Source organism: Methylotuvimicrobium buryatense 5G (assembly GCF_000341735.1).
In the GTDB taxonomy this organism is placed as follows: domain Bacteria; phylum Pseudomonadota; class Gammaproteobacteria; order Methylococcales; family Methylomonadaceae; genus Methylotuvimicrobium; species Methylotuvimicrobium buryatense.
The window spans coordinates 4,872,809-4,896,766 of the sequence record NZ_KB455575.1; the positions used below are offsets into that span (position 1 = coordinate 4,872,809).

The window sequence follows — 23,958 nt, forward strand, 5'->3', positions numbered from 1 at the left end:
CAAAGCCAAGCCACGACCCCATCAAGGAAATACAGAATATTCCGAAAATGGTCGCGGCACCTTGAAGTCCACGCTTAGCTTAAAGCCCATGCAATGACTCGCCGATTGGATGTATACCCATTCGTAGATCAAAATTCGGCACCGGGGTGTCCGCCAAAATACGCCGTGAATACGTCTATGGAGGTTCTATGCCAGCTCCATGCTGGCAAAGCCTTTGTCGGACACCCCTGCGCCTCCTCGGGCACTGCCGAAATTTGAAGTGCGAAAGGTATAATTGCTCAGTCCCCTGCATCCATGTGGTCGTCTTTTTCAAGAGGGACTGAACAATTACGATTGGTTTACTTAACCGGTCGGGAATTACCGAATATATGCTCGGATAATTCGGGATTATTCTGCAGCATTGCAATGACTTCGCCGTATTGTTCTATCGACAAGCCCGTTTCCTCCACGGCTTCTATCATTTTTTCCTGGGCTTTCATTTGTATTGCCTCGGCTTCTTGCTGATTGGTGACGGTGCTTAATTCTTGCGAGAATTCTTGTCGGATCGATAATAATGCCGAATGGGCCTGATTGAACTTCTCGAGCGTTTGCGGATCGATTTTTACCGATTCGGTTGCGATAGATGGGTTTGCAACTTCGGGAGAGCTTGTCTCTTGCGCGTGAATGGCGGTTGCCGTCGTTAATAAAACAGTGCAGATAGTCGCGATAGAATGGATTTTAAAAGTCATAGGTTCTCCTATTTAGCTGAAAATAACGTAACGGTTTGTAAGGCCAAGCCGATCGCCTCTAAATCCATCAAGTCACGGCGATAGGCCGTTTGGACTCAGGGGTATGACCTTAGAAATAGCCGGTTACGATTACAAAGCAACCCCTCTTCGGAATCGCTTGGATGGTTTTCAGTCATTGTCATTTTAGAGGTGAGACGTTCCAATTTTTTGGAGTTCCGCCAAAATGAGAATGGCTGCCGAGCGAAAGCATGTTGAGTTCAAGCGGATTGAACCCTAGTCGAAAGTTATCAAAACCTAACGAGGCTTAAGCCCAATTAACACTGAGTCAATGTTGTATTTGAGACAGTGGTTTCCTGTGACTATTATCAACTCGTTAAGTTTCATCGAATTTAAATCAAGCAAGTTGAAAAGTCGCTGCGGCGATTATTGGAGGGTGGTATAGACCTGAAGTAAAATACTTTTGCGACTCATAAAGCGGTTAACGCATAGTCGATTGAAAGCATCAGAAATCCAACAATATCGGCATAATCACATATTTGTCATAAAAACGTAACATAGCTCCTGCTAAAATCGGAATTTTATTGACCTGTAGAAGCATATGAGTAGATTGAGCGTTTTAGTCGTCGAAGATGAAGATGCTATCCGAGAAATGCTGGCGATGGTATTGGAGCAGTCCGGTTTCGAAGCGAGTCAATGCGCCGATGCCGAAGTGGCTAATTTGATTCTTCAGGAACGCACTCCGGATTTGATCGTGTTGGATTGGATGTTGCCCGGCATTAGCGGTATCGAATGGGCGAGACGTCTTAAGAAAGACCAATTTTACCGGGAAATTCCGATCATTTTATTGACCGCTCGAGGCGAGGAAGAAGACAAAGTGCGCGGACTCGAAATCGGTGCTGACGACTACATGACGAAACCGTTTTCTCCGAAGGAATTGGTTGCAAGAATACGTGCCGTGCTGCGTAGAACCGGTAAAATCCAAGACCTAGCGCAGATTACGCTGGGCGACATGATTCTCGACAGCGAGCAGCACCGGTTGACGATAGGCGATAAGCAACTGGATGTTAGCCCGACCGAATTCAGATTGATGCAGTTTTTCATGACGCATCCGGACAAGGTCTATAGCCGCACGCAATTGCTCGATCAAGTTTGGGGGCGCAGTGTTTATATCGAGGAGAGGACCGTCGACGTGCATATCAGACGATTAAGAAAAATATTAGCCGAATACGGACGGGAAGAACTAGTGCAAACTGTGCGCGGATTCGGCTACCGATTCTCTCTCATTAGCTAAAACCCAATGAATCCATGGATTAGGGAAATTGCAACATTATCGCTACTGTTGCTTGCCGCAATCATTGTCGGTGTTTTGGGGAAAATTCTTGTACCGATTCTATTTGTGCTATTGGTGAGCATTTTGATTCGGCAGTTCTATCAGATTTATCGATTCGAAAAATGGATAGACAACGGCGGTAGCGGGAAATATCCGAAGTCGACCGGTATTTGGGAGGCTATTTACTTCCACGTTTATCGCATGAAAAAGCGCGAAAAAAAGCGCAAGAAAAAACTCGGAAAAATGGTCGATCAATTTCGTAAATCGACCGAGGCCTTGCCGGATGCTGCTGTTGTACTGAGTCCTAACGATGAAATCGAATGGTCCAACAAAGCGGCGATGAAAGTGCTGGGTCTCGACAAATCCGATAAAGGTCAGCGGATACCTAACTTGATTCGTTTTCCCGAATTCACCCGCTATTTGGATAATCGCAAATACGACGATGTGATCGTACTTCCTTCTCCTGTCGACCCGAATGTGATGCTTTCAGTACGAGTCGTACCTTATGGTGCCGGGTTACGATTGCTGTTGGCGCAAGACGTTACCCAGCTGAAAAAAATGGAAATCATGCGCAAGGATTTTGTCGCGAATGTGTCTCATGAGCTGAGAACGCCGCTGACGGTACTGAAAGGGTATTTAGAGACGATCAAAGACATGGATGACGGCGAATCGGGATTGTTAAGCAATTCGATCACGCAAATGCAGAGTCAGACCGAGCGCATGGAGCATCTAGTCGACGATTTATTATTGTTGACGCGACTAGAAACTCAGAAAAAGAAGGCGAAATGCGTCGATATTCCAGGTTTGCTAAGTAAAATATGTAGCGAAGGCGCTAGTCTGAAAAATTCATTCGGGCGTATCGATCTCAAACTGGAAAGCCAAGCCAAAATAATCGGTGTGGAAGAGGATTTACGTAGCGCCTTTACCAATTTGTTAGTCAATGCTTTAAAGTATTCGTCCGAAGACTCCATTGTCAATGTGCGTTGGTATGAGCATCAGGGCTGCCCGAGGCTCGATGTGCAAGATCATGGCGAAGGTATAGCGGCTTTAGAAATCCCAAGAGTTACCGAGCGCTTTTACCGGGTCGATACCAATCTCAGTAAAAAACAAAGCGGGACCGGTTTGGGTCTAGCAATCGTCAAGCATGCGCTGCAAAATCATGAGGCTAAATTAGAAATAAAAAGCGAAGTCGGGAAGGGAAGTTGTTTTAGTTGCATTTTTCCCGGCCGTTTGGTCTGCACAGATGAGAAGGATGTTGTTGCGTGAGTTCCAGAATTACGGTTGTTTGGTAGTCGTTTAGCCCCCTGTTCCCATTACACCAAAACCGGCATAGGTAAACGAGAATAGGATTGGTTTTTACGGCGGTCCTCGCTCGATAGACACATCCCATACCTTTTATTCTTAGACGGTTTTTCAATCAAAAGGGAGTAAGCGCGCGGTATCGATTACGTTCGCCAGTAACGCGACTACGCGGCTTTCTTGTGTCGTCCGCGAACCGAAATTGATTTTGCGCAGCAATACCCAGTGCCGCAAGCTGTGTTCTCCCAAATTGTTGGTCAATGGATACGCAGGCGTTTCGATCAAGCGCAAGCTCCTGAGTTTTCCAGCAATTCCCAATTTGGAGATCAAAAAGGGTGTGGGGTATGCTTGGCGAGGATGTCGGCAGCAGGGGCAGATTTTTGCTCCTCGGCAATTGCTGAGTTACATGGATGTAATGAATGCAGAAAATGCAGGAGCATTTTTCTGCCCTGCATTGCCCTACTACACGCCATCCTTGGCGTAATGCAAAATCTGCATTCACACCATCCTTGGCGCTTAGCTGTCGCCAAGCCTCCATGGACATAGGTATCTACACAAGTATACAGCTTTATAAAACAATTAGTTAAGTTAATTTCTCTGTTATCTAGGATAAAAAAGTAGACTAAAAACTTCAATTTTTAGTCCCTATTTTCATAAAAAACCAGAAGAAACTTTATAACAGCATGATTTTAAAAAATAAAGATGTGTAGATACTTATGCTCCATGGATGGGTTTACGGCGTTCCTCGACAGACATACCCCACACCCTAAAATCGGCGAAACTGCTCAAACTGGGAATTGCTGTGAGTATTCAATTCGACACCTGCGGCTGCGCGGACGTTGTATACTCATCGCAGATCAAAATTCGGCGCCGGGGTGCCCGTCAAAGGACGCCGTGAATACGTCCATGTAGGCTCTATGCCAGCTCCATGCTGGCAAAGCCTTTGTCGAACACCCCGGTGCCTCCTTAGTCGCCTGCCGAATTTTCAAGTACGAAAGGTATAGCGTTTTTATCTGGATGCGATTGGTATTTCTCGAGTAAATAGTCCCTCAACCAAGTTTCGCTGTCAACATCGGACCGGAGGGTATCGTCGATTTTTAGCAGGCGTTGTTTCAACAAATGACGCGGCGTCAACAGCAGTTCAATATCGGACATTGCAACGAACTTGTCCGGATGGGTATTGTTGCCGTTCATGATGTTGAAAAGCTGATGTTTCTTTAATGACAGGCTGTCGATTAAATCTTCGCGGATATCAAGCATCAATGGCAGCAAATCGCTGCCGGTAAAGTCGTCTTCATGCAAGCATCGGAGCCGTTTTAGCATGTAGTTGATCGCGAAGCGGTAAATATCCGACTCCCGGACGTAAAACCTCGATGCTGTGACTTGAACAGCGTTACGAAGACTGTTTTCTATTCGTAGGGAAATGATGTGTTTCAGTTCGCTCAATTTTACGATCCTTAATTGTAACTATTCAGCATGAGTATTCTGCTTAAATTATTAGCAAAATTGCTTAACCCATCGACCAGGATTAATAACTCGGAAAATTTTGGTGCTGGGTGAATGCGTCCTAATATGCTCTGACTGCAACTGTATAATACCGTTCTGTCGCAGTCGGTTTTATTCTCATCGCAGATCAAAATTCGGCGCCGGGGTGCCCGTCAAAGGACGCCGTAAATACATCCATGTAGGCAAAGCCTTTGCCGAACACCCCGGCACCTCCATAGGCTAATGCCGAAATTTGAAGTGCGAAAGGTATACTTTCCAAGTTACTCGTCCAATGGGCGATTCAAGGGGTTTATGTAACCGTATGATAAATTACGTATATTTCGTAGGTTGACTGCAGGATTTAGGAAAAATCAATACCTGACAACATTCTTGGTCGAACCATTATATCTTTCGCACTTCAAATTTCGGGAGTGCCCTAGGACACCCCGGTGCTGAATTTTGATCTACGATGGGTATACCGAAGGCTTACATGGAAATTAGATAGCTTCTTCTATCTAAATTTAATATTAAATTATTACAATTTTGTGACAAAGACTAAATGTGACAAGTTGGAAGGATATGCAATTTTATGCCTAGACAGAGAAGTTAGTGTTTAAAGCCATATTTAATGTTAGAGGAATAGTGTTTCCAAATCTTCAACCTAAATCCTGCAAAGCCAAAAAAGAAGGCGAAACAGGCATTAAATCAGTACAGAAGGATCGTTATATCTATCGCACTTAAAAGTTCGGCATTAGCGTATGGAGGCGTCGGGGTGTTAGGCAAAGAGCCTACATGGATGTATTTACGGCGTCCTTTGACGGGCACCCCGGTGCCGAATTTTGATCTACGATGGCTATAGAGCGACCGGGCTGATCGAGCTCTTGAATCGCATCGAAGATTACGTTAGGAAATTTGCAGCCAAGCGTTGGAACGCGTCTTATGGAGTCAAGCAGCCCCTGCCGCGGCAGCCCAATCAATTGCTATCCTTCAAAAACGTGCGCCGGGCGATAAAAATCGCCGACAACGGCATCGCCAATCCCAGGAACATCACGATGAAAAATAAGCTGCCTAATTGGCTGTAATCGGCGGCGGTGACGGTCAAGCCGGTTGTAGGATCTTTGATTTCGCGGCTGATCACGAAAAATTGATTGAGCGCCTTAGTCAGTAATTGAGACAGCGATAGCGCCAAGTTGACGAATGCGGCCATGACCGCGAAATAGGTCGCCTTGAGTCTAGGCGGTGCGGAGTTGGCGATCCAGGCCAGCATCGGAATCATCGCGATCTGTCCGAGGGGAGATTCCAGCGCGGTATCGATTAAGGCAATGAAGCGCGCATCGACCACGCCGCCGGTATGGGCCTGGGTCCATTCATGAAAGCCGTAAAACAGCGCGATATTAGGTAAATACAGCGCACTCAACACTATCGTCAAGACCGCAATCACATGGGTAATCGGGCGTTCGGCCATGAAGCGCCGGAATAGAAACATGCCGAACAGTGTCAGTCCGCTAGTGACTAACGATAGTTGTGCAAGAAACTGTTGATCGAAGGTGAGCACATCGATCATCCACCACGTTTCGCCTGCGCCGGTCGTCGGCACGGCCCGAAAGGCGAATATCACGAAAGCGATGCCGTACAGCTGATTGCGTTGAGTGGGCTCCAGGTCCAGCGTCAGGCGCCAAATCAAAAACATGACGATAGCCAGCGAACCGATGAAGACGATCGCATCGCTATTCGGAATATCGCTCAAACCCATTAAGACCGCGAACAACACGAAACCGAGTCCGCCGCCGAGAATCCAGCAGTTGATTTCGGGCAATTCATCTTCGGGCCGGGCCAGCAAGCGGTCAATTTCTTCGCGTTCATAACCTTGCGCCGCCAAGCGCCATTCCTGTTGAGATCGCAGATAGGCGGACAGCAATACCCCAGCTATCGAAATCAAGGGTATGACCAAGGCCCAACGATAAACCGCCAAATACACCGCCGCTTTTTCGGCGTCGTCCATCAAGTGTACGTCATCGAACAGAATGACATTGGCGGCCGCGACCAGCATCGACCCGCCGATAATGGCGACTCGGCCCAAGGTCTGCATCGTCGTGTGCGCTAATTTGATTTGCGCTTCGGGTAGCGGGCTGCCTTGTTCGTCGAAACGCGGCACCGCTTCGACCGTCATCGCATCGGCCACGGTATCCTGTACGACATAACCGATCGGCGCCAGTAATACCGATAAGACAAACCAGGTTTCGGCGGGCAGGATATGCGTCATGAATTCCCGGTCAGCCAAGAGATTGATCATGATCAGCAAGCTAGCCGCGATCAGCGCCGCGCCGAGATAGATCAACTTGGCTTTATGCCGCCACAGCAAATCGACTAAATGGCCGACCGGCATTTTCAATGCCCACGGCAGCATCACCCAGAAGCCCAGCATCGCCAAAAACTCGGCCGATAAGCCGAGATATTCCTTGACGAAAAAAGTTCCGACGATGCCTGTCAAGCCGGATACGCCGGCTGCTAGATAGACCATTAACGGCGGAACATAGCTAAGGCGCATTTGTCGAGCCAGATCGTAAACATTGCGGTCCAGCCAGTTTTGCCATTGGCGTTTCGGTTTTGTATTCATAAGTTCATTGTCGATGAGAGAGACGTTATGCAAGGCTTAATCCTAACTCGGACTTGCCCGGAGCCAAAGCGGAAATAGTTTTCGCCATAAAAGTAAAAACGATAGAGACTTAGATCCTTGTGGGAGCGACGCCTTTGTCGCGATATCGAAGCCGAGGTCGTTTACATGATCTATATCTTTTTCGAAGCCTGCAACGTTTAGCCGCCTTTTGTTCGGAACTTGGCGTTGCGGCTTCGATTCCGTTGTTCGTTTTTTAGCATTGTCGTCTTCGACGATCGCGATCTGGGGATCGCTCCCACACTGGGCTTGTAATCTTTTGTTGAATCTTTTGTGGGAGCGACGCCTTCGTCGCGATGTCGAGGCCGGTGTCGTTTAAGTTATCTATATCTTTTTCGAAGCCTGCAACATTCAGCCGCCTTTTTTTCGGAGCTTGGTGTTGCGGCTTCGATTCCGTTGTTCGTTTTTTAGCATTGTCGTTTTCGACGATCGCGATCTGGGGATCGCTCCCACAGCACTAATTATTTGGCAGGACGGGGTTTACAACCCCGTCCGAAACGTTTCGACTTTGGCCGAAGTAAGCCGAGATGCTTGGAGCAAACCGAAACATTGGGGACTGGTTAAATAACCCGTCCCGCAGGCTACGCGGAGAATTGGAGGCTCATCCAGACAAAATAGCCATTGAAATTGATCATTTCCTATTGCTACTTATACCCTTTGCCGGTCAAATTTCGACGCCAGGGGGTCCGTCAAAGGACGCCGCGAATACGTCCATGTAGGCTCTGTGACAGCATCCCTGCTGTCAAAGCCTTTGCCGAACACCTCGGTGCCTCCATACGTCAATGCCGAAATTTGAAGTGCGATGGGTATACTTGAATAAAACCAACCGACATCCTTGACATCAGTGACTTACGATGCGGTATTATCGACTCGATTCCAAAGCCTATTTAATATTAGTATTTTCTTATATACTAGCCGGCATGATTCACATTACCTCAACGGAAAGCCATTATGCTTGAATTGACCAAAACAGCCGTTCTGGCTTGCTTACTGATACTGCCGCAAACGCATGTTTACGCGCAATCTTCGGAACTCGAACGCCGGCCGACTTACACCTTGGAAGACGTCATATCGCTTGCATTGCAAAACAATCCGGATTTACAAATCGCTCATGAGCGTATCGGCCAAGCTCAAGCGCAATTGGGCGAAGCATTCGCCGCGTTTTACCCGCAAGCCCAAATACGTATGTCTTACGAACATACCGACAATCCCTCGCGGGCGTTCGGCATGATCATATCTCAGCGGCGACTGAATCTCGACGGCTCGACCAATTTCAATCAACCGGGCGGAACCGATAATTACCGGCCCGAAGTCGTTGCAACCTATTCATTGTTTCGCGGCGGCCAAGACTACCAAGCGGCCAAGGCCGCCGAACTCGGCGTCGAAGCGGCACAATTGCAAGAGTCGGCCGTCCGCAATCAATTAATCGAAGCCGTGACCTCGACCTATTACGGCCTGCTTGCAAGCTCCGAGGCACATAAAGTCGCATTGAATTCAATCAAGGCGGTCGACAGCGAACTGCGGCAAAGCAGAAACCAATACGATGCCGGCGCGCTATTGAAATCCGATGTCTTATCGTTGGAAGTGCAATTGGCCGAAACCCAAGACGCCGAGATTCAAGCCGCGAATGCGATCGAACTGACTCGGACCGGACTCAAAACGCTGCTGGGCCTTAATGCCAACGAATCATTCGAATTCGAGCAAGTCTCGGCGGGGCTACAAATTCTGGAAAATCATGAATCGTTCGACGATTTACTCAACCGCGCCATCAAGGAGCGTCCGGAAATCGCCGCGGCTTACAAACGAGTCGAAATCGCCGAACGCAAATTGAGCGCGGCCAAAGGCGCGCATCTGCCGCGCGCGAATGCGTATGTCAGCTATGGCTCGGACAGCAAGAATATCGATTTTTCCACTAACCGCGACAATGTCACGGCCGGCGTCATGGTCGAAATGGATTTGTTTAACGGTTTCGGTACCAGCGAAGCCGTTAAAAAAGCCGAGCACCAATTGAACGAAGCGCAAAAAGCGCATACCCAGACCAAGCTCGCTATCGAAAACGAAGTCAAAACCGCGCATTTGAAATTCAGGGAAGCGCTGGCGCGTCTCAATGTGACGCGAGTGGCCATCGCGTCGGCCGAGGAAGCCTTGCGCTTGGTCAACCAACAACGCCAAGCCGGCGCCGCCACGGTCACGCGCTATATCGAAGCCGAAGTTGCGCGCGACAAAGCGCATTCACGCGATATCGCGGCACGTTTCGACGCGCTACGCGCCGAAGCCGAGCTCAAAAAAGCGCTGGGGAGTTGGAGGTGAATAGTGAATAGTGAATAGTGAATAGGGGCTGTTGCCGTTTTGTAATGTACCCTTGAATTTCAATAATTCCGCCTCATAACTCGTTTATTTTTAGCCAAAAATAAGCAAACTATGCCGCGACAAATGTTAACGGATGAACGGTGGGAAAAATTGAAGATGACTATGTTGAAAATGGGAATATATGACAAACCCTTTCTTCGGCAAACAACCGAAGGGATTTTCTATCGTTTGCGCGTAGGTTGTCCCTGGCGAGATCTACCCAGTGCCTTTGGTAACTGGAATGCTGCTTATAAACGCTTCAATGAATGGTCTCGTAAAGAAAAACTGATGGGTATTTTTAACGAACTGATCGTTGAGCCTGACTTGGAATGGCAATTTATTGATGGCAGTATTGTGAAAGCTCATCAGCATAGTAGCGGTGCGGCACATGGGCAAGAATCAGCGATTGGTAAGTCGGTGGCGGGCAATACAACCAAAATCCATATGGCTGTTGATGCCTGTGGTCTTCCCATCCACTTTACACTGACAGGTGGCGAAGTTCATGATTGTAAAGAAGCGCCAATCTTAGTCGCTGAACTGCCTAAGGCAGACTATATCGTTGCTGACAAAGGCTATGACAGTGAACCACTCCGTGTTCAGATTAAAGAAAAAGGAGCTGTTCCTGTCATTCCAAGAAAAAAGAATTCAACCGTAGGGAATGATGATATGGATTGGTGTCTCTACAAATATCGTCACCTCGTTGAAAATGTGTTTGCAAGACTGAAACATTTCAGAGCTATTGCTACACGATATGACAAGCTAAAACGAAATTTTGAAGCTTCTGTGGCCTTAGCTTGCGCTTTTTTATGGTTACCTATGTGAAACGGCAACAGCCCCTAGTGAATAGTGAATAGTGAATAGTGAATAGTGAATAGTGAATAGTGAAATGATGTGACTTTTCTAACATTTGTCAAGCACCGATTTCACCTTTCACCTTTCACCTTTCACCTCATTCAAACGCCAACCCCGCTTGCCGCCAAGCTTTAGCTCCGCCTTCAAGATTGTACAAATTACGATAGCCTAGCTCATAGAGAGACCGCGCGGCCGCATTGCCCATAGGTCCGCCTTCGCAATACAAGTAAAGAGCGGTGTTTTTATCGGCAGGCAATTTATCTTGGTATCGCTCAACCTCGTTGTAAGGAATGAAAAGATTAGTTCCTTTGATATGCTGCTGTTCGGGAATGTGAACATCGATTAAAACAATAGACTCATTTTGCATGATTCGATTGAGTTCATCAGCACTGATCATGGTCAAATAATCAGGTTTTTGAAAGGCGCAACCGGCGACGATAGCGATAATCATGATCGAAAATAACAATGTTTTCTTAGTCAAGATTCGGAGTTTCATAAACAATGACCTATTTAAAAGAGTAAAACGGCATTTAACCATAAAAACTCGGCTGGGCGCGAAGCGGTTTCAAATGACGGGTATTACTACGCTTCCGGCGCTCCGCATTGTCTTTTCACCTTATCGTTACAACGCTCTGCGTTGGAATGCAGCATGCAACGCTCCAGCGTTGCGAAACCGGATATCCCGCTTGAGTTGAAACAAATAACAAGGATGATTAGGGCTGTGGGAGCGATCCCCAGATCGCGATCGTCGAAGACGACAATGCTAAATAACGAACAACGGAATCGAAGCCGCAACGACAAGCTCCGAAAAAAAGGCGGCTAAACGTTGCAGTCTTCGAAAAAAGACAAAGACAGCTTAAACGACACCGGCCTCGACATCGCGACGAAGGCGCCGCTCCCACAAAAGATTTCAATAAAAGATTACAACCCCAGTGTGGGAGTGATCCCCAGATCGCGATCGTCGAAGCCGACAATGCTAAAAAACGAATAACGGAATCGAAGCCGCAACGCCAAGCTCCGAAAAAAAGGCGGCTAAACGTTGCAGTCTTCGAAAAAAGACAAAGACAGCTTAAACGACACCGGCTTCGACATCGCGACGAAGGCGTCGCTCCCACAAAAGGTTTCAACAAAAGATTACAACCCCAGTGTGGGAGCGATCCTCAGATCGCGATCGTCGAAGACGACAATGCTAAAAAACGAACAACGGAATCGAGGCCGCAACGCCAAGCTCCGAAAAAAAGGCGGCTAAACGTTGCAGGCTTCGAAAAAGATATAGATCACGTAAACGACCTCGGCTTCGACATCGCGACGAAGGCGTCGCTCCCACAAAAGATTCAACAAAAGGTTGCTATGCGGGTATATACCTTTCGCACTTCAAATTTCGGCAGTGCCCGAGAAGGCGCCGGGGTGTCCGACAAAGGCTTTGCCAGCATGGAGCTGGCATAAAGCCTACATGGACGTATTCACGGCGTCCTTTGGCGGACACCCCGGTGCCGAATTTTGATCTACGATGGGTATAAATAAAAGCCATGCGGATTTTGAGTTTTTAGACCCTGCCCGCGAGTGATACAATGCAGCTTTCCAACCACGCCATTACCTAGGATGTCAGTGGATTCCGAACTCTCCCCCTTTCTTGACGATGCGCCGCCCGAGAGGCTACGCGAAATTCCCTATAACTATACCTCTTTTTCCGACCGAGAAATCGTCATTCGATTGCTCGGCGAAGAGAATTGGCAGGTCATCGAGTCGCTACGCGGCGAACGCATGACCGGCCGTTCCGCGCGGATGCTGTTTGAAGTGCTCGGCGATATTTGGGCGGTTCAGCGAAATCCCTATCTCGAGGACGATTTGCTGAACAACCGCAAACGTCGCAAGGCTCTGCTCGACGCCTTGCGCCACCGTCTGCGGCAAATGGAAAAGCGCCATGCCGAATACGAAAACGAATATCCGGATCGGGCCCGGCGCGTGGCCTTGCTGATCGAAGCGACGCATCAGGCCGTGAACGAATTCGAGGCGCATTTCGACCGTACCCGAGAAATGCGCCGCAAGGCGCTTGCCTTGTTTTCGAAGCATACGCACAAAGACAACATCGGTTTCGACGGCTTTGCCCGTGTGTCTCATGTGACAGATGCGACCGACTGGCGGGTCGAATATCCGTTCGTCGTGTTGTATCCGACCAGCGAAAAAGAAGTCGGCCAATTGGTGCGCGATTGCATCAAACTCGGCCTGACCATCATTCCGCGCGGCGGCGGCACCGGCTACACCGGCGGCGCGGTGCCGCTGACCCCTTACTCGGCCGTGATCAACACCGAAAAATTGTTGGACATGGGGCCGATCGAACCGCAATCCCGATTGCCGGGCGTCGAACAATCCTATGCGACGATACATACCGGCGCGGGCGTCGTCACGCGGCGCGTAATGGACATGGCCGAAAACGCCGGCTTGGTGTTCGCCTGCGACCCGACTTCGGCCGATGCTTCGTGTATCGGCGGCAATGTCGCGATGAACGCCGGCGGCAAAAAGGCCGTGCTGTGGGGGACTGCGTTGGATAACTTGGTATCCTGGCGCATGGTGACGCCGGACGGCAATTGGCTCGAAGTCGAGCGTATCCATCACAATTTCGGCAAGATTCACGACCAGGAACTCGTCACCTTTGCCTTGAAGCGTTTCGATGCCAAAGCCAAGGAATTGTTGTCCGAAGAGCGGCTCGAGATTCCCGGCGCGAAATTTCGCCGGGACGGCTTGGGCAAGGATGTGACCGATAAGTTTCTCGGCGGCCTGCCGGGCATACAAAAAGAAGGCTGCGACGGCATCATCACGTCGGCGCGCTGGATATTGCATAAAATGCCGGCCTATACGCGCACGTTTTGCCTGGAGTTTTTCGGCCAGGTCCGCGACTCGGTGCCGGCCATCGTCGAGATTCGTGATTTCCTGGCGGCCTTGCCGAAAAGCGGCAGCGACCGGGTGATGCTAGCCGGGCTCGAACATTTGGACGAACGTTATGTCAAGGCCGTCGGCTATGCCGGCAAGGCCAAGCATCGCGGTCGGCCGAAAATGGTGTTGATCGGCGACATCGTCGGCGACGACGATCATCAAGTCGCCTTGGCGGCTTCGGAAGTCGTCAGATTGTGCAATGCGCGCGGTGCCGAAGGCTTCGTTGCGGTCAGTCCCGAATCGCGCCGGACCTTCTGGCTCGACCGGGCGCGCACCGCGGCGATCGCAAAACATACCAACGCGTTTAAGATCAATGAAGACGTCGTGATACCGCTGCCGCGCATGGGCGATTATTGCGACGGCATCGAACGCATCAACATCGAATTGTCGTTGCGCAACAAACTGCGTTTGTGCGATGCCTTGATCGATTTGTTCGAAGGCGATCTACCCTTGCGTTCCTATGAGGACGGCGTCGATAAAACCGATTTGATCGGCGAACGGCGCGGTCATGCCTTGATGGTGGTCGCCGAAGTTCGCGAACGTTGGCAATGGCTCTATGATAATTTGGACTTGCCGTTGCCGCAGGCCGAGGCCCTTTTTTCCCAATACGGCATCGTTGCCGGCGAATTGACCAACCTGACCGAGCAGCCGACCTTGTTTCACCGACTGCAGGATTATTCGCTGCGGGTATCCTGGAAACAGGAATTGCTGCCGCGCCTGAAAGAGATATTCGTCGGCGACAATTTCCGGCCGGTCGTCGAGCGCATCGAGGCGGCGCATAAAGAGGTGCTGCGAGGACGGGTATTCGTGGCGTTGCACATGCATGCCGGCGACGGCAACGTGCATACCAATCTGCCGGTCAACTCCGATAATTATGAGATGCTGCAAGAAGCCAACGCGGCAGTGGCGCGCATCATGGCCTTGGCGCGTTCTTTGGGCGGTGTGATTTCCGGCGAGCACGGCATCGGTATCACCAAATACGAATTCCTGACCGACGAGGAGCTGGCCGGTTTCCACGATTACAAACAGCGTATCGATCCGGAAGGCCGCTTCAATCGCGGTAAATTGATGCCCGGTTCCGATCTGAGTTCGGCTTATACGACCTCGTTCAATCTGATGGGCTTCGAGTCGCTGATCATGCAACAAAGCGACATCGGCGCGATCTCCGATTCGGTCAAGGATTGTTTGCGTTGCGGTAAATGCAAGCCGGTATGTTCGACGCATGTGCCGCGCGCGAATTTGTTGTATTCGCCGCGTAATAAAATTTTGGCGACGTCGCTGTTGATCGAGGCTTTTCTGTACGAAGAACAGACCCGGCGAGGCATTTCGATCACGCACTGGAAGGAATTCGAAGACGTCTCCGATCATTGCACGGTGTGCCATAAATGTTTCAATCCATGCCCGGTCGATATCGATTTCGGCGATGTGTCGATGAACATGCGCAATCTATTGCGCAAAATGGGTAAGCAAAGCTTCAACCCGGTCAAGACCGCGGCGATCGCGTTTCTGTCGACCGGCCGGCCGAGTAGCGTCAAGCTGATGCGCAAACTATTGATCGAATGGTCTTATAAAGCGCAGCGCTTGGGTAACTTCTTCCTCAGGCCATGGGGTAGGGCGCAGCTCAAGCGGCCGCCGTCGTCGACCGGCAAGCCGGCGATGAAAGAGTATGTGATTCATTTCACGAACCGGAAAATGCCCGGCAAGTTGCCGTCGAAAACGTCCAGAGCCCTGCTCGGCATCGAAAGCGATCAAATCGTGCCGATCATCCGCGACCCGGGCAAAACCCGTACCGATTCCGAGGCGGTGTTTTATTTTCCGGGCTGCGGTTCCGAGCGCTTGTTTTCGCAAGTCGGTCTTGCGACGCAGGCGATGCTCTATGAAATCGGCGTGCAGACCGTGCTGCCGCCGGGTTATTTGTGCTGCGGTTTTCCGCAGCGCGCGGCCGGTCAATTCGACAAGGCGCAGCAAATCACGACCGACAACCGCGTGTTGTTTCACCGGGTTGCGACCACGCTCAATTATCTCGATATCAAGACCGTCGTGGTCAGTTGCGGCACCTGTCTGGATCAATTGGTCGATTACGAATTCGACAAGATATTTCCCGGTTGCCGCATGATCGACATTCACGAATATCTGCTCGAGAAAGGCGTGAAACTGGAGGGCGTCAACGGCCGTCGTTATTTATACCACGACCCTTGCCACAGTCCGATGCAACAACAGGATGCGATGAAGACCGTCAACGGTCTGCTCGGCGCGCCGGTCAATAAATCCGAGCGTTGTTGCGGCGAATCCGGAACCTTAGCGGTCGCGCGCCCCGATATTTCGACACAAGTGCGTTACCGTAAATCGGTCGAACTGCACCGCGACACCGCGAAACTCCGCGCCGACGATTATGACGGGCCGGTCAAGATGTTGACCTCGTGCCCATCCTGTCTGCAAGGCTTGCAGCGTTACAAGGGCGACGTCGATCAGCTCGAAGTCGATTACATCGTCGTCGAAATCGCCCGGCATGTTCTCGGCGAAGATTGGATGAAAAGCTATATCAAGCAAGCGGCCAAGGGCGGGATCGAGCGGGTGTTGGTTTGATTTTGGTTAGCGGTCAGTAGGATGCGGCCGTAGGATGGGTAGCAGCGAAGCGGAAACCTATCGCTTTCTTCCGCAGGACGGGTTATTCAACCCGTCCCCAATATTGCGGCTTACCCTAAGCATTAAAGGGTGATTAGTGCTGTGGGAGCGATCCCCAGATCGCGATCGTCGAAGACGGCAAGGCCGAAAAAAGCACAACGGAATCGAAGTCGCAATGCCAAAGCTCCGAAAAAAAGGCGGCTAAACGTTGCAGGCTTCGAATAAAGACAAAGACAACTTAAACGACGCCGGCCTCGACATCGCGACGAAGGTGTCGCTCCCACAAAAGTTTTTTTGCTTCGGCATGACGGGGCTGGAAACCCGTCCTGCCAAAAAAAGTAACCTCTCAAGCCTCAATCTATTATGGGCAAGAGGGCGGTTGTGGGTCGGTAATCGGCAACGATCGGCGCGGTATGATTAACGGTTCTCGTTTGGTCCGATGCGTTAGGGTGATGCTCCGGAAAGCCGCAGGGGCTCGAGTCGCACGCACGGGGCAATAAAGGCGTTGCAAATAGCGGCAACGAAGGCCCATAGTAGCTCATGACAGTACCGAATCTCCGATCAATCCCCCAAGCATAGGAGTAAGGGAATTTGCCTGCCACGTTGGAGAACTCTCTGTCATGAACCAAGCCGAAACTGTGGCCGACTTCATGTGTGAAGGTTTCGGTACCGCAATAACTTCTCGTATTCGCGTCTTTGGACTGGCCGTCGCTAACTGTCGCGAAGGCAAAGTTCGGAATGCCGCCGCCGCCATTTGCAAAACCGATATAGGCTTCGCCGCAACTGCCGGACGTTTGACCATATAAGGGCCTAAACAGCAAGACCACATCGGCGCCGTATTGATTGCGTAACGCGGCAGTTCCGCTAAATGCGCCTCGATCAAAGGCTAAATCCGTTAAGGCCCTGGAATTGCTGTTGCTTTCAATATAAGAGGTCGCCCGGGTATGCACTAATCTCAATTCCATCTTGATGCCCGAGTCCAGGAGGGCCTGGTTAGAAAGGTCGACCAGAAATTGAATGCGTTGCCTTGCGTATTCGGCGGTTTGTTTGCCGGTCGTGTACAAGACCATTAAATCGACAACGGTATTAGCGGTCTCATTCGGCGGATCTATGGGCTTGTCTAATGGCGTGTCGTTGGGGGAGTCTAATGCCGCCAAATATTCGGCATAGGCGGCTTCGGCGATTTTTGCATCGGCTTCCGCGTTATCGGCAAGAGATTGCTTTCTTAAGTAAATTCTATGCAGCCGATTCGCGATTCTGGCTGCCTTTCTATGCTCGACAAGCGTTTTTCTCAATTCGCGCCTAGCGGCTCTAAGTTCTACTCTGGCCGCCCTAAGCGTCAACCTTGCCGGTCTTATCTCTTCTCTCGATGCGGTATCCGCACGAGACTGATTCAACGCCAATCTGGCTGTTAGACGGTTTTCCTTCGCTTGATCAAAGCTGTCACGCAAGATTTCGACTTGTCGAGCCGTTTGTTCAACATAATCTCTCTGTTGCTCATACTCCGCCAGAGCGCTTTCTGCCTCGGACGCCAATTGGTCGGCTCTTGCCCGGGCCAGTTCGGCCGACTCTTTTAATCCCTCGACGCGCAGTAACGGCTGATTGTTCATGACGGTCAACAAAGACTCGGGCGGCGGTAATGCTTCATTGTGTTCATGACGTCTTACTTTTTGCAAACCGGATCGTTCGAGATCGACAAGCACAGTGAGGCCTTCGGCGCTGTCGATGAGATATTCGCCGTCCGGCGTATAAACATTACCGATAACCCCCGACTCGCCTTGCGAAACAAAAAACCGGTAGCCTTTGCCCTCCTCGGCCAGATAGCCCATCCAGGTGCGGGTACCGTTTTGGTGCTCGATCTTATTGTCGTGTTCAATGCTATATTGCCCGATAGGCAAATCGAGCATCAATTGCTCTCCGATTGCAATGCCGTTCAATGTCTTCATCGGCAAATCAATCGGCATGACCGAGCCGGGATTATAGTGACGGTATTTGTTAGGTACTTTGTCGGAATAAAACGGCGCAATCACAATCGGTTCGACTTCGGCGATTTCTTTGTCGGGGTCGATAAAATCGCTTCCGTTTCGGCCGGAAATGATGACTTTTTTCACGGAATCGTGATCGAGTTCAATAGAGTAGTTATAACCCTGAAGGAATTGCTCGATTGCGATTTTCCAATTATCGGCAGCCAATTTTTGTGTGATGGTATCGTTTTTGACCGAAAAATCGATTTTAAAAACAATGCCGGATCGGTTCGCTATTTGCGCGGCTGCCTCGTGCAAAGACTTGTCTTTAATAACATGATAAATTTCATGCGGCGTTTCTTTTATCATAAGATCGGCCATGTCGCCATTTCCGTTAAATGACAAAAAAAACAAACAACAAAATACGAAACTGTCTTTTAAAAGCATTTTCATGTCATTCAATTTCGGCACCATATTAATCTTAAGCTATACTTCTTGCGGTCTTTTATTACAAGCTATTTTATTCGGCAACCAGGCAGGAAAATAGCACCAACTCCCAATTTGAGAATAAAAATCAGCCCCCCTCTTTGAAAAAAAAGAGGGGTTAGGGGAGATTTTTTAAATAAATCCCCCTCAATCCCCCTTTTTCAAAGGGGGAGGCCAACAATTACGCCTGAATTGCGGTAATTTGCCAACGGGGTCTGAATACTTACAAAAAGGGTGCGGGTGTGCGTGGCTAAGATGTCGGCAGCAGGGCAGATTTTTGCACCATGCAAAATCTGCATTCACGCCATCCTTGGCGTTCGAGCTGCCGCTAAGCCCCCATGGATGGGTTTACGGCGTTCCTCGACAGGCATACCCCACACCCTAAAATCGGCGAAACTGCTCAAACTGGGAATTGCTGGGGAGTTGCTGCTAAGTATGAATTTCTAGCAAAATATGTGACAATAGCCGATTAATATTTGGGTCAATAACCACAATATGAAAGTAACAGTAAAATCCGACTTAGAAAAGGCGCTAAAGTTATGCAAGAGCGCTTTTCTATCCGCAGCCGGTTTCAGCATGCTCATCAATTTTTTAATGATCACCCCGTCGATCTACATGTTGCAAGTCTACGACAGAGTAGTTTCAACGGGAAATAAATCGACCTTAATCATGTTAACGCTGATTGTTTTGGGGCTTTTTATAACCTTAGCCGCCTTGGAATGGGTCAGGTCGCAAATATTGGTCAGAATCAGCACGCGCCTGGAAACCTTGTTAAACCAGCGTCTTTTTCAGGTGGCATTCAAGCAAGCGCTCTTGTCCGGAGGGCAAAGAGCCACAACGCAACCCTTGGACGACTTGACCGGCTTGCGTCAGTTTTTAACCGGCAACGGATTGTTCGCATTTTTCGATGCGCCGTGGATGCCGATTTATCTTGCTTTGCTATTTATGTTTCACCCGCTATACGGATGGTTTTCGGTTGTTACGGCTATCATATTATGCTTGGTAGCTTTCGCTACCGAAAAGGTTACGACAAAAACCTTAAGCGAAGCCAATAATACGTCAATTGCCACGCGCAGCATGCTTAATAAAAATCTGCGCAACGCCGAAGTTATCGAATCGATGGGTATGCTGGAGAACATTCGTCGGCGCTGGATGAGCGGAGCGGTTAAGGTGTTAGACTTGCAGGCCGTTGCCAGCTCGCGTGCAGGCGTATTGACATCGCTGTCGAAATTCATTCGTATGTCGTCCCAGTCATTGATTTTGGGATTAGGTGCATACCTCGTCATAGAGCGCGAAATTTCCCCGGGCTTGATGATTGCCGGCTCCATTCTGATGGGCCGGGCATTAGCGCCTATTGACTTGATGATCGGTACCTGGAAAGGGTTTATTAGTGCTAGGGGGCAATACGAACGCTTGAACACGATCCTATTACAAATTCCGGCCGATAACGAACGCATGCAATTACCCGATCCTAAAGGCAGCATACAACTGGAAAATGCGGTTGTCGTGCCTCCGGGCGCCAAAGTTCCCGCGCTTAAAGGTCTCAATGTGACGATTGATGCCGGCGATATCGTAGGTATAGTAGGGCCCAGCGGTGCCGGCAAATCAACCTTGGCCCGTGCAGTTCTGGGTATCTGGCCCACGGCTAACGGCGCGATACGAATGGATGGCGCCGAAGTCTTTCAATGGGATCGTGAACACCTAGGGAGTTTTATCGGGTATTTGCCTCAAGATATCGAGTTATTCGAAGGCACAATCAGCGAAAACATTGCCCGTTTCGGAGAAATCAACCCGGAAAAAGTGGTCGAGGCTGCTAAAATGGCTGATGTTCATGAGCTGATATTGCAACTTCCGGAAGGCTACGATACTGTAATTGGCGCTAGCGGGGGTAGCCTTTCCGGGGGGCAGCGACAACGGATCGGTTTGGCTAGGGCTTTGTATGGCAGCCCTGTGTTAGTCGTGCTGGATGAACCGAACTCCAATCTCGACGAACAAGGTGAAAGCGCCTTGGGAGAGGCATTGGTCCAGCTTAAACAAAAAAAGACCACTGTATTGATCATTACCCATCGTAACGCTGCTTTAGCGAAAGCCGATAAATTGCTAATCTTAAAAGAGGGCGCATTAGTGGCGTATGGTCCTAAGGAACATGTTGTTGCTTATCTGCAACAGCAATCTGCCGGAACAGTAACGAAATTAAACAAAACATAATATCCGATGACCGAAAATTCCGCTTTAATAAACTCCGAACCCACGGCGCTGCATACCGATGATAAGCCCATTCGTCTGATTGGTGTCATTATCGTCCTGGCGACATTCGGCGTATTCGGCGGCTGGGCGGTTTTAGCTCCCTTGGACAGTTCCGCTCTCGCCCCAGGAATCGTCGTAGTCAAATCGTACAAAAAGACTGTGCAACATCTCGACGGCGGTATTGTTGCCAAAATACTGGCGCAAGACGGCGATTTCGTAGAGGAAGGGCAGCCCTTGGTAATCCTGGACGATACGCAGATCAAAGCCCAGCTTGGCATTGCGTACAGCCAAAAAATAAACTTAGCGGCGCAAGTAGCTCGTTTGCGGGCAGAACGTGATCAGTTGCCCGAAGTCGTCTACCCGGAGTTTCTCGATGTATCGGACGACCCCAGAGTAATAGAAACGAAACAAGCCGAAAATCATGTCTTTCGGGCACGAAAAAATGCATACCAAGGCGAAATCGCCGTGCTGGAACAGCGGATTGGTCAAATCAAAAGCAAAATAAACGGCTTGAAAAATCAGATTGCCAGCAAAGAGATCTTGGTCAAATCCTATGCCGGAGAGATTAAAGACTTACAAGAATTGTTAGCGGAAGGTTTTGCCGACCGGCAACGCTTGCGAGATCTTGAGCGTAGCCATGCACAACAAACCGGCGAAATCGCCCAATTACATGCGGAAGCTGCAAGCAACGAAATACTGATCGGCGAAACCCGTTTGCAAATATTGCAAACCCAGAAACAATTTCAACAAGAAGTGACTGCCAAGCTGAGTGAGGCTCAGGCCGGATTGAATGACGCGGAAGAAAGAGTCACCGCAAACCGAGACAAACTCGACCGAATTGTCATTAAATCGCCGGCGGCAGGTATGGTATTGGGATTGTCTGTACATACCGAAGGCGGCGTGATCGTAGCGGGGGAACCGATATTGAATATCGTTCCGAAAGACGTCGATCTGATTGTCGAGGCCAAAGTGTCGCCGATAGATATTGACAGGGTTAGTGTGGGGCTGCAGTCGGAAGTTCGGTTTAGCGCATTCAAGCAAGCGACGACACCCAAGATGGAAGGACGTGTAATCCACCTGTCCGCCGACAGTTTTACCGATGAAAGAACCGGAGAGTCCTATTATCAGGCGCATATCGAGCTGACCCCGGAAAGTCAAATAGACCTGGGCGAGCTGCAATTGTTGCCGGGCATGCCGGTAGAAGTACTCATCAACACCGGCGAACGCACCTTATTTGAATACCTGGCGCAACCGATTACCAATGCTTTTGCGCGTTCATTCATTGAAGACTAAAGCGATGAACAAACTTAAATATGGCTTAGTGTGCGTGCTAACCGCAAGCGCATTTAACGCCGGAGCCGAAGATTTACTGACGATCTACCGCCAAGCGCTGGAAGCAGACCCTCAACTCCGTTCGGCGCAATTGCAAGTTGAAATCGGCTCGGCGCAAAAAGGCCAAGCCTTAGGGCAAATGTTGCCGCAGATCAACGGTACCGCTAACTGGTCGAAAAATGAACAAAAAATATTTGCCCAAGGCGGGGCTATCAACAACAGCTACCCGGGCACGCGCTATTTTTTATCGCTTAACCAAACGCTGGTAGATTTCGCCAAATTTTGGGATTGGCGCCGGGCGTCCAAGGTAGAAGATCAGTATGCCGCGGAAGCCATAGAAGCGCAAAACGAATTGCTTCATAAAGTCGTAGAGCGCTACTTCGATTGGTTGCAAGCGGATGACGAACTCAACTTTGCCCGCAGTGAAAAACAAGCTACAAAAAAACAGCTGGAACAAGTGCGTAAACAATACGCCAAGCAAATGCTAAAAATAACCGATGTTTACGCGTTAGAGGCTCGACTGGACCAGCTTGAGGCAGAAGAAATCATCGCCGAATCCAAACTCGTTAAAGCCGAAGAAAGCCTCCGCGAACTGACCGGCGTGCATCCGAGCCAACCGCACGGCTTACAGGACAATGTCGAGTTCAACAAGATAGATGGCGACTTAAAAGATTGGATAGCCATGGCCCAAAGCCAAAATCCGGCAATGATGGCCAAAACCATCGCGATTGAAGCGGCCGAAAACAATGTCGCGGTACAAAAATCGAAATACATGCCGGTCGTCGATCTGCAACTGAACTATTTTGATACCGACACCGGTTTCCAAAGTACCCAGACACCGCAGATTCAAACGCAAGTGGCCGCGATCAATGTAAATGTCCCGTTATTCTCCGGCGGCACCACTACGCATCAACTGTTCGAGGCGCAGCACAGATTAGAGCAAAGCAAAAACGACAACGAGGCGACTTTACGCGCCTTGATCAAAGAAACCAGCGATGCCTTTCTCAGTTCAAACGCCAGCGTTAGACATATCAAGGCCGCCCAAAAAGCTCTGGAGTCGTCGGTCAAGTCTCGGGAGTCCATGGAGCGCGGTCTTTTTTACGGTGTCGTCACCGTAAGCGACCTGATCCAAGCGCAGCAAAGCGAATACATGTCCAAGCGGGACTTATCAATAGCGCGCTATACCTATATCAAAAACCGAATCCGTTTCTTACGATCCATAGGTTCGGTCAATGAAAACAATATATTCGAAATCAACGAATGGCTGGACATGGCCGAGCAGGAAGTCAACGCCTCCCCAGTGTCGACCACCGCAGCCCTTCCGCATGCAAACGATGATAAGCCGAACCTGAAAGAAGCAAGCCGACAAGACACGCCGGCAAAAGAAATGGCGCAAAGGCCGCAAGACGAGCCGCAAATGGAATGGGACAACGAAACCATGGAAAGGGTCTTACACGAAATCAAAAATTCGCAGAACCTGCAAAACAGCGAAAATCGCACCGAATAAAAAACAAAATTCGAGCGTGTATTCATGATGGGGTTCGCTCTGCGCTACCCAATCTCCATTAGCGGCATATTAAACTTACGATGCCGTAGGATGGGTAGCAGCGAAGCGGAAACCCATCGCTTTGTTTGAGGGCGGGTACGGTTATG

At 49.7% G+C, this 23,958-nt stretch carries 14 protein-coding genes; 8 read left to right on the forward strand and 6 right to left on the reverse strand.

The genetic code is table 11. The annotated features are described in order from the left end of the window. Positions 1–338: 338 nt before the first annotated feature. Positions 339–728 carry a DUF4168 domain-containing protein gene (locus METBU_RS24990; protein ID WP_017842694.1) on the reverse strand — a complete coding sequence of 130 codons (390 nt, stop codon included), beginning with the start codon at positions 726–728 and terminating at the stop codon, positions 339–341. Between the two features lie 598 nt (positions 729–1,326). Here METBU_RS24990 and phoB point away from each other — a divergent pair. Together phoB and phoR are read left to right on the forward strand one after the other, a co-directional pair. Beyond that, the gene (gene phoB, locus METBU_RS0122125; protein WP_017842696.1) at positions 1,327–2,019 is read left to right on the forward strand and encodes a phosphate regulon transcriptional regulator PhoB; all 693 of its coding nucleotides are present in this window, start codon (positions 1,327–1,329) and stop codon (positions 2,017–2,019) included. 6 nt (positions 2,020–2,025) lie between these two features. Beyond that, positions 2,026–3,324 (forward strand): phosphate regulon sensor histidine kinase PhoR, encoded by a 1,299-nt coding sequence (gene phoR / locus METBU_RS0122130; RefSeq protein WP_017842697.1) that lies wholly within the window; start codon positions 2,026–2,028, stop codon positions 3,322–3,324. A gap of 147 nt (positions 3,325–3,471) precedes the next feature. On the opposite strand, the gene METBU_RS27810 is transcribed toward phoR, so the two are convergent. The 3 genes from METBU_RS27810 to METBU_RS0122150 all read right to left on the reverse strand — a co-directional run bounded on the left by METBU_RS27810 (position 3,472) and on the right by METBU_RS0122150 (position 7,459). Then, positions 3,472–3,642: a hypothetical protein gene (locus METBU_RS27810; protein WP_235726438.1), complete on the reverse strand. Its 171-nt coding sequence runs from the start codon at positions 3,640–3,642 to the stop codon at positions 3,472–3,474. A 681-nt stretch (positions 3,643–4,323) separates the two neighbouring features. Next, positions 4,324–4,803 (reverse strand): hypothetical protein, encoded by a 480-nt coding sequence (locus METBU_RS24995; RefSeq protein ID WP_235726439.1) that lies wholly within the window; start codon positions 4,801–4,803, stop codon positions 4,324–4,326. Positions 4,804–5,815: 1,012 nt separating this feature from the next. Further along, positions 5,816–7,459, reverse strand: coding sequence for an MFS transporter (locus tag METBU_RS0122150; RefSeq protein WP_017842700.1), 1,644 nt, complete (start codon positions 7,457–7,459; stop codon positions 5,816–5,818). Between the two features lie 1,008 nt (positions 7,460–8,467). On the opposite strand from METBU_RS0122150, the gene METBU_RS0122160 reads away from it, so the two are divergent. Together METBU_RS0122160 and METBU_RS0122165 are read left to right on the forward strand one after the other, a co-directional pair. Beyond that, a complete protein-coding gene (locus tag METBU_RS0122160) occupies positions 8,468–9,826 on the forward strand; it encodes a TolC family protein (protein ID WP_017842702.1) in 1,359 nt (452 codons plus the stop codon). Positions 9,827–9,937: 111 nt separating this feature from the next. Continuing rightward, positions 9,938–10,687 (forward strand): IS5 family transposase, encoded by a 750-nt coding sequence (locus tag METBU_RS0122165; RefSeq protein ID WP_026130384.1) that lies wholly within the window; start codon positions 9,938–9,940, stop codon positions 10,685–10,687. A 127-nt stretch (positions 10,688–10,814) separates the two neighbouring features. Here the strand turns inward: METBU_RS0122165 and METBU_RS0122170 are convergent, their stop codons facing one another. After that, positions 10,815–11,213 (reverse strand): rhodanese-like domain-containing protein, encoded by a 399-nt coding sequence (locus tag METBU_RS0122170; RefSeq protein WP_017842704.1) that lies wholly within the window; start codon positions 11,211–11,213, stop codon positions 10,815–10,817. 1,106 nt (positions 11,214–12,319) lie between these two features. Here METBU_RS0122170 and METBU_RS0122185 point away from each other — a divergent pair. Next, the gene (locus tag METBU_RS0122185; RefSeq protein ID WP_026130385.1) at positions 12,320–16,237 is read left to right on the forward strand and encodes a DUF3683 domain-containing protein; all 3,918 of its coding nucleotides are present in this window, start codon (positions 12,320–12,322) and stop codon (positions 16,235–16,237) included. A 392-nt stretch (positions 16,238–16,629) separates the two neighbouring features. Here the strand turns inward: METBU_RS0122185 and METBU_RS0122190 are convergent, their stop codons facing one another. Then, the gene (locus METBU_RS0122190; RefSeq protein WP_017842708.1) at positions 16,630–18,621 is read right to left on the reverse strand and encodes a zinc-dependent metalloprotease family protein; all 1,992 of its coding nucleotides are present in this window, start codon (positions 18,619–18,621) and stop codon (positions 16,630–16,632) included. 600 nt (positions 18,622–19,221) lie between these two features. On the opposite strand from METBU_RS0122190, the gene METBU_RS0122200 reads away from it, so the two are divergent. The 3 genes from METBU_RS0122200 to METBU_RS25000 are packed head-to-tail and all read left to right on the forward strand — an operon-like array spanning position 19,222 to position 23,812. After that, positions 19,222–20,934, forward strand: a complete 1,713-nt coding sequence (locus tag METBU_RS0122200; protein ID WP_017842710.1) for a type I secretion system permease/ATPase — start codon at positions 19,222–19,224, stop codon at positions 20,932–20,934. Between the two features lie 6 nt (positions 20,935–20,940). Next, entirely contained in the window at positions 20,941–22,266 is a 1,326-nt protein-coding gene (locus METBU_RS0122205; protein ID WP_017842711.1) for an HlyD family type I secretion periplasmic adaptor subunit, read from the forward strand. A 4-nt stretch (positions 22,267–22,270) separates the two neighbouring features. Continuing rightward, positions 22,271–23,812, forward strand: coding sequence for a TolC family outer membrane protein (locus tag METBU_RS25000; protein WP_138767192.1), 1,542 nt, complete (start codon positions 22,271–22,273; stop codon positions 23,810–23,812). The last annotated feature ends 146 nt before the right edge of the window (positions 23,813–23,958 follow it).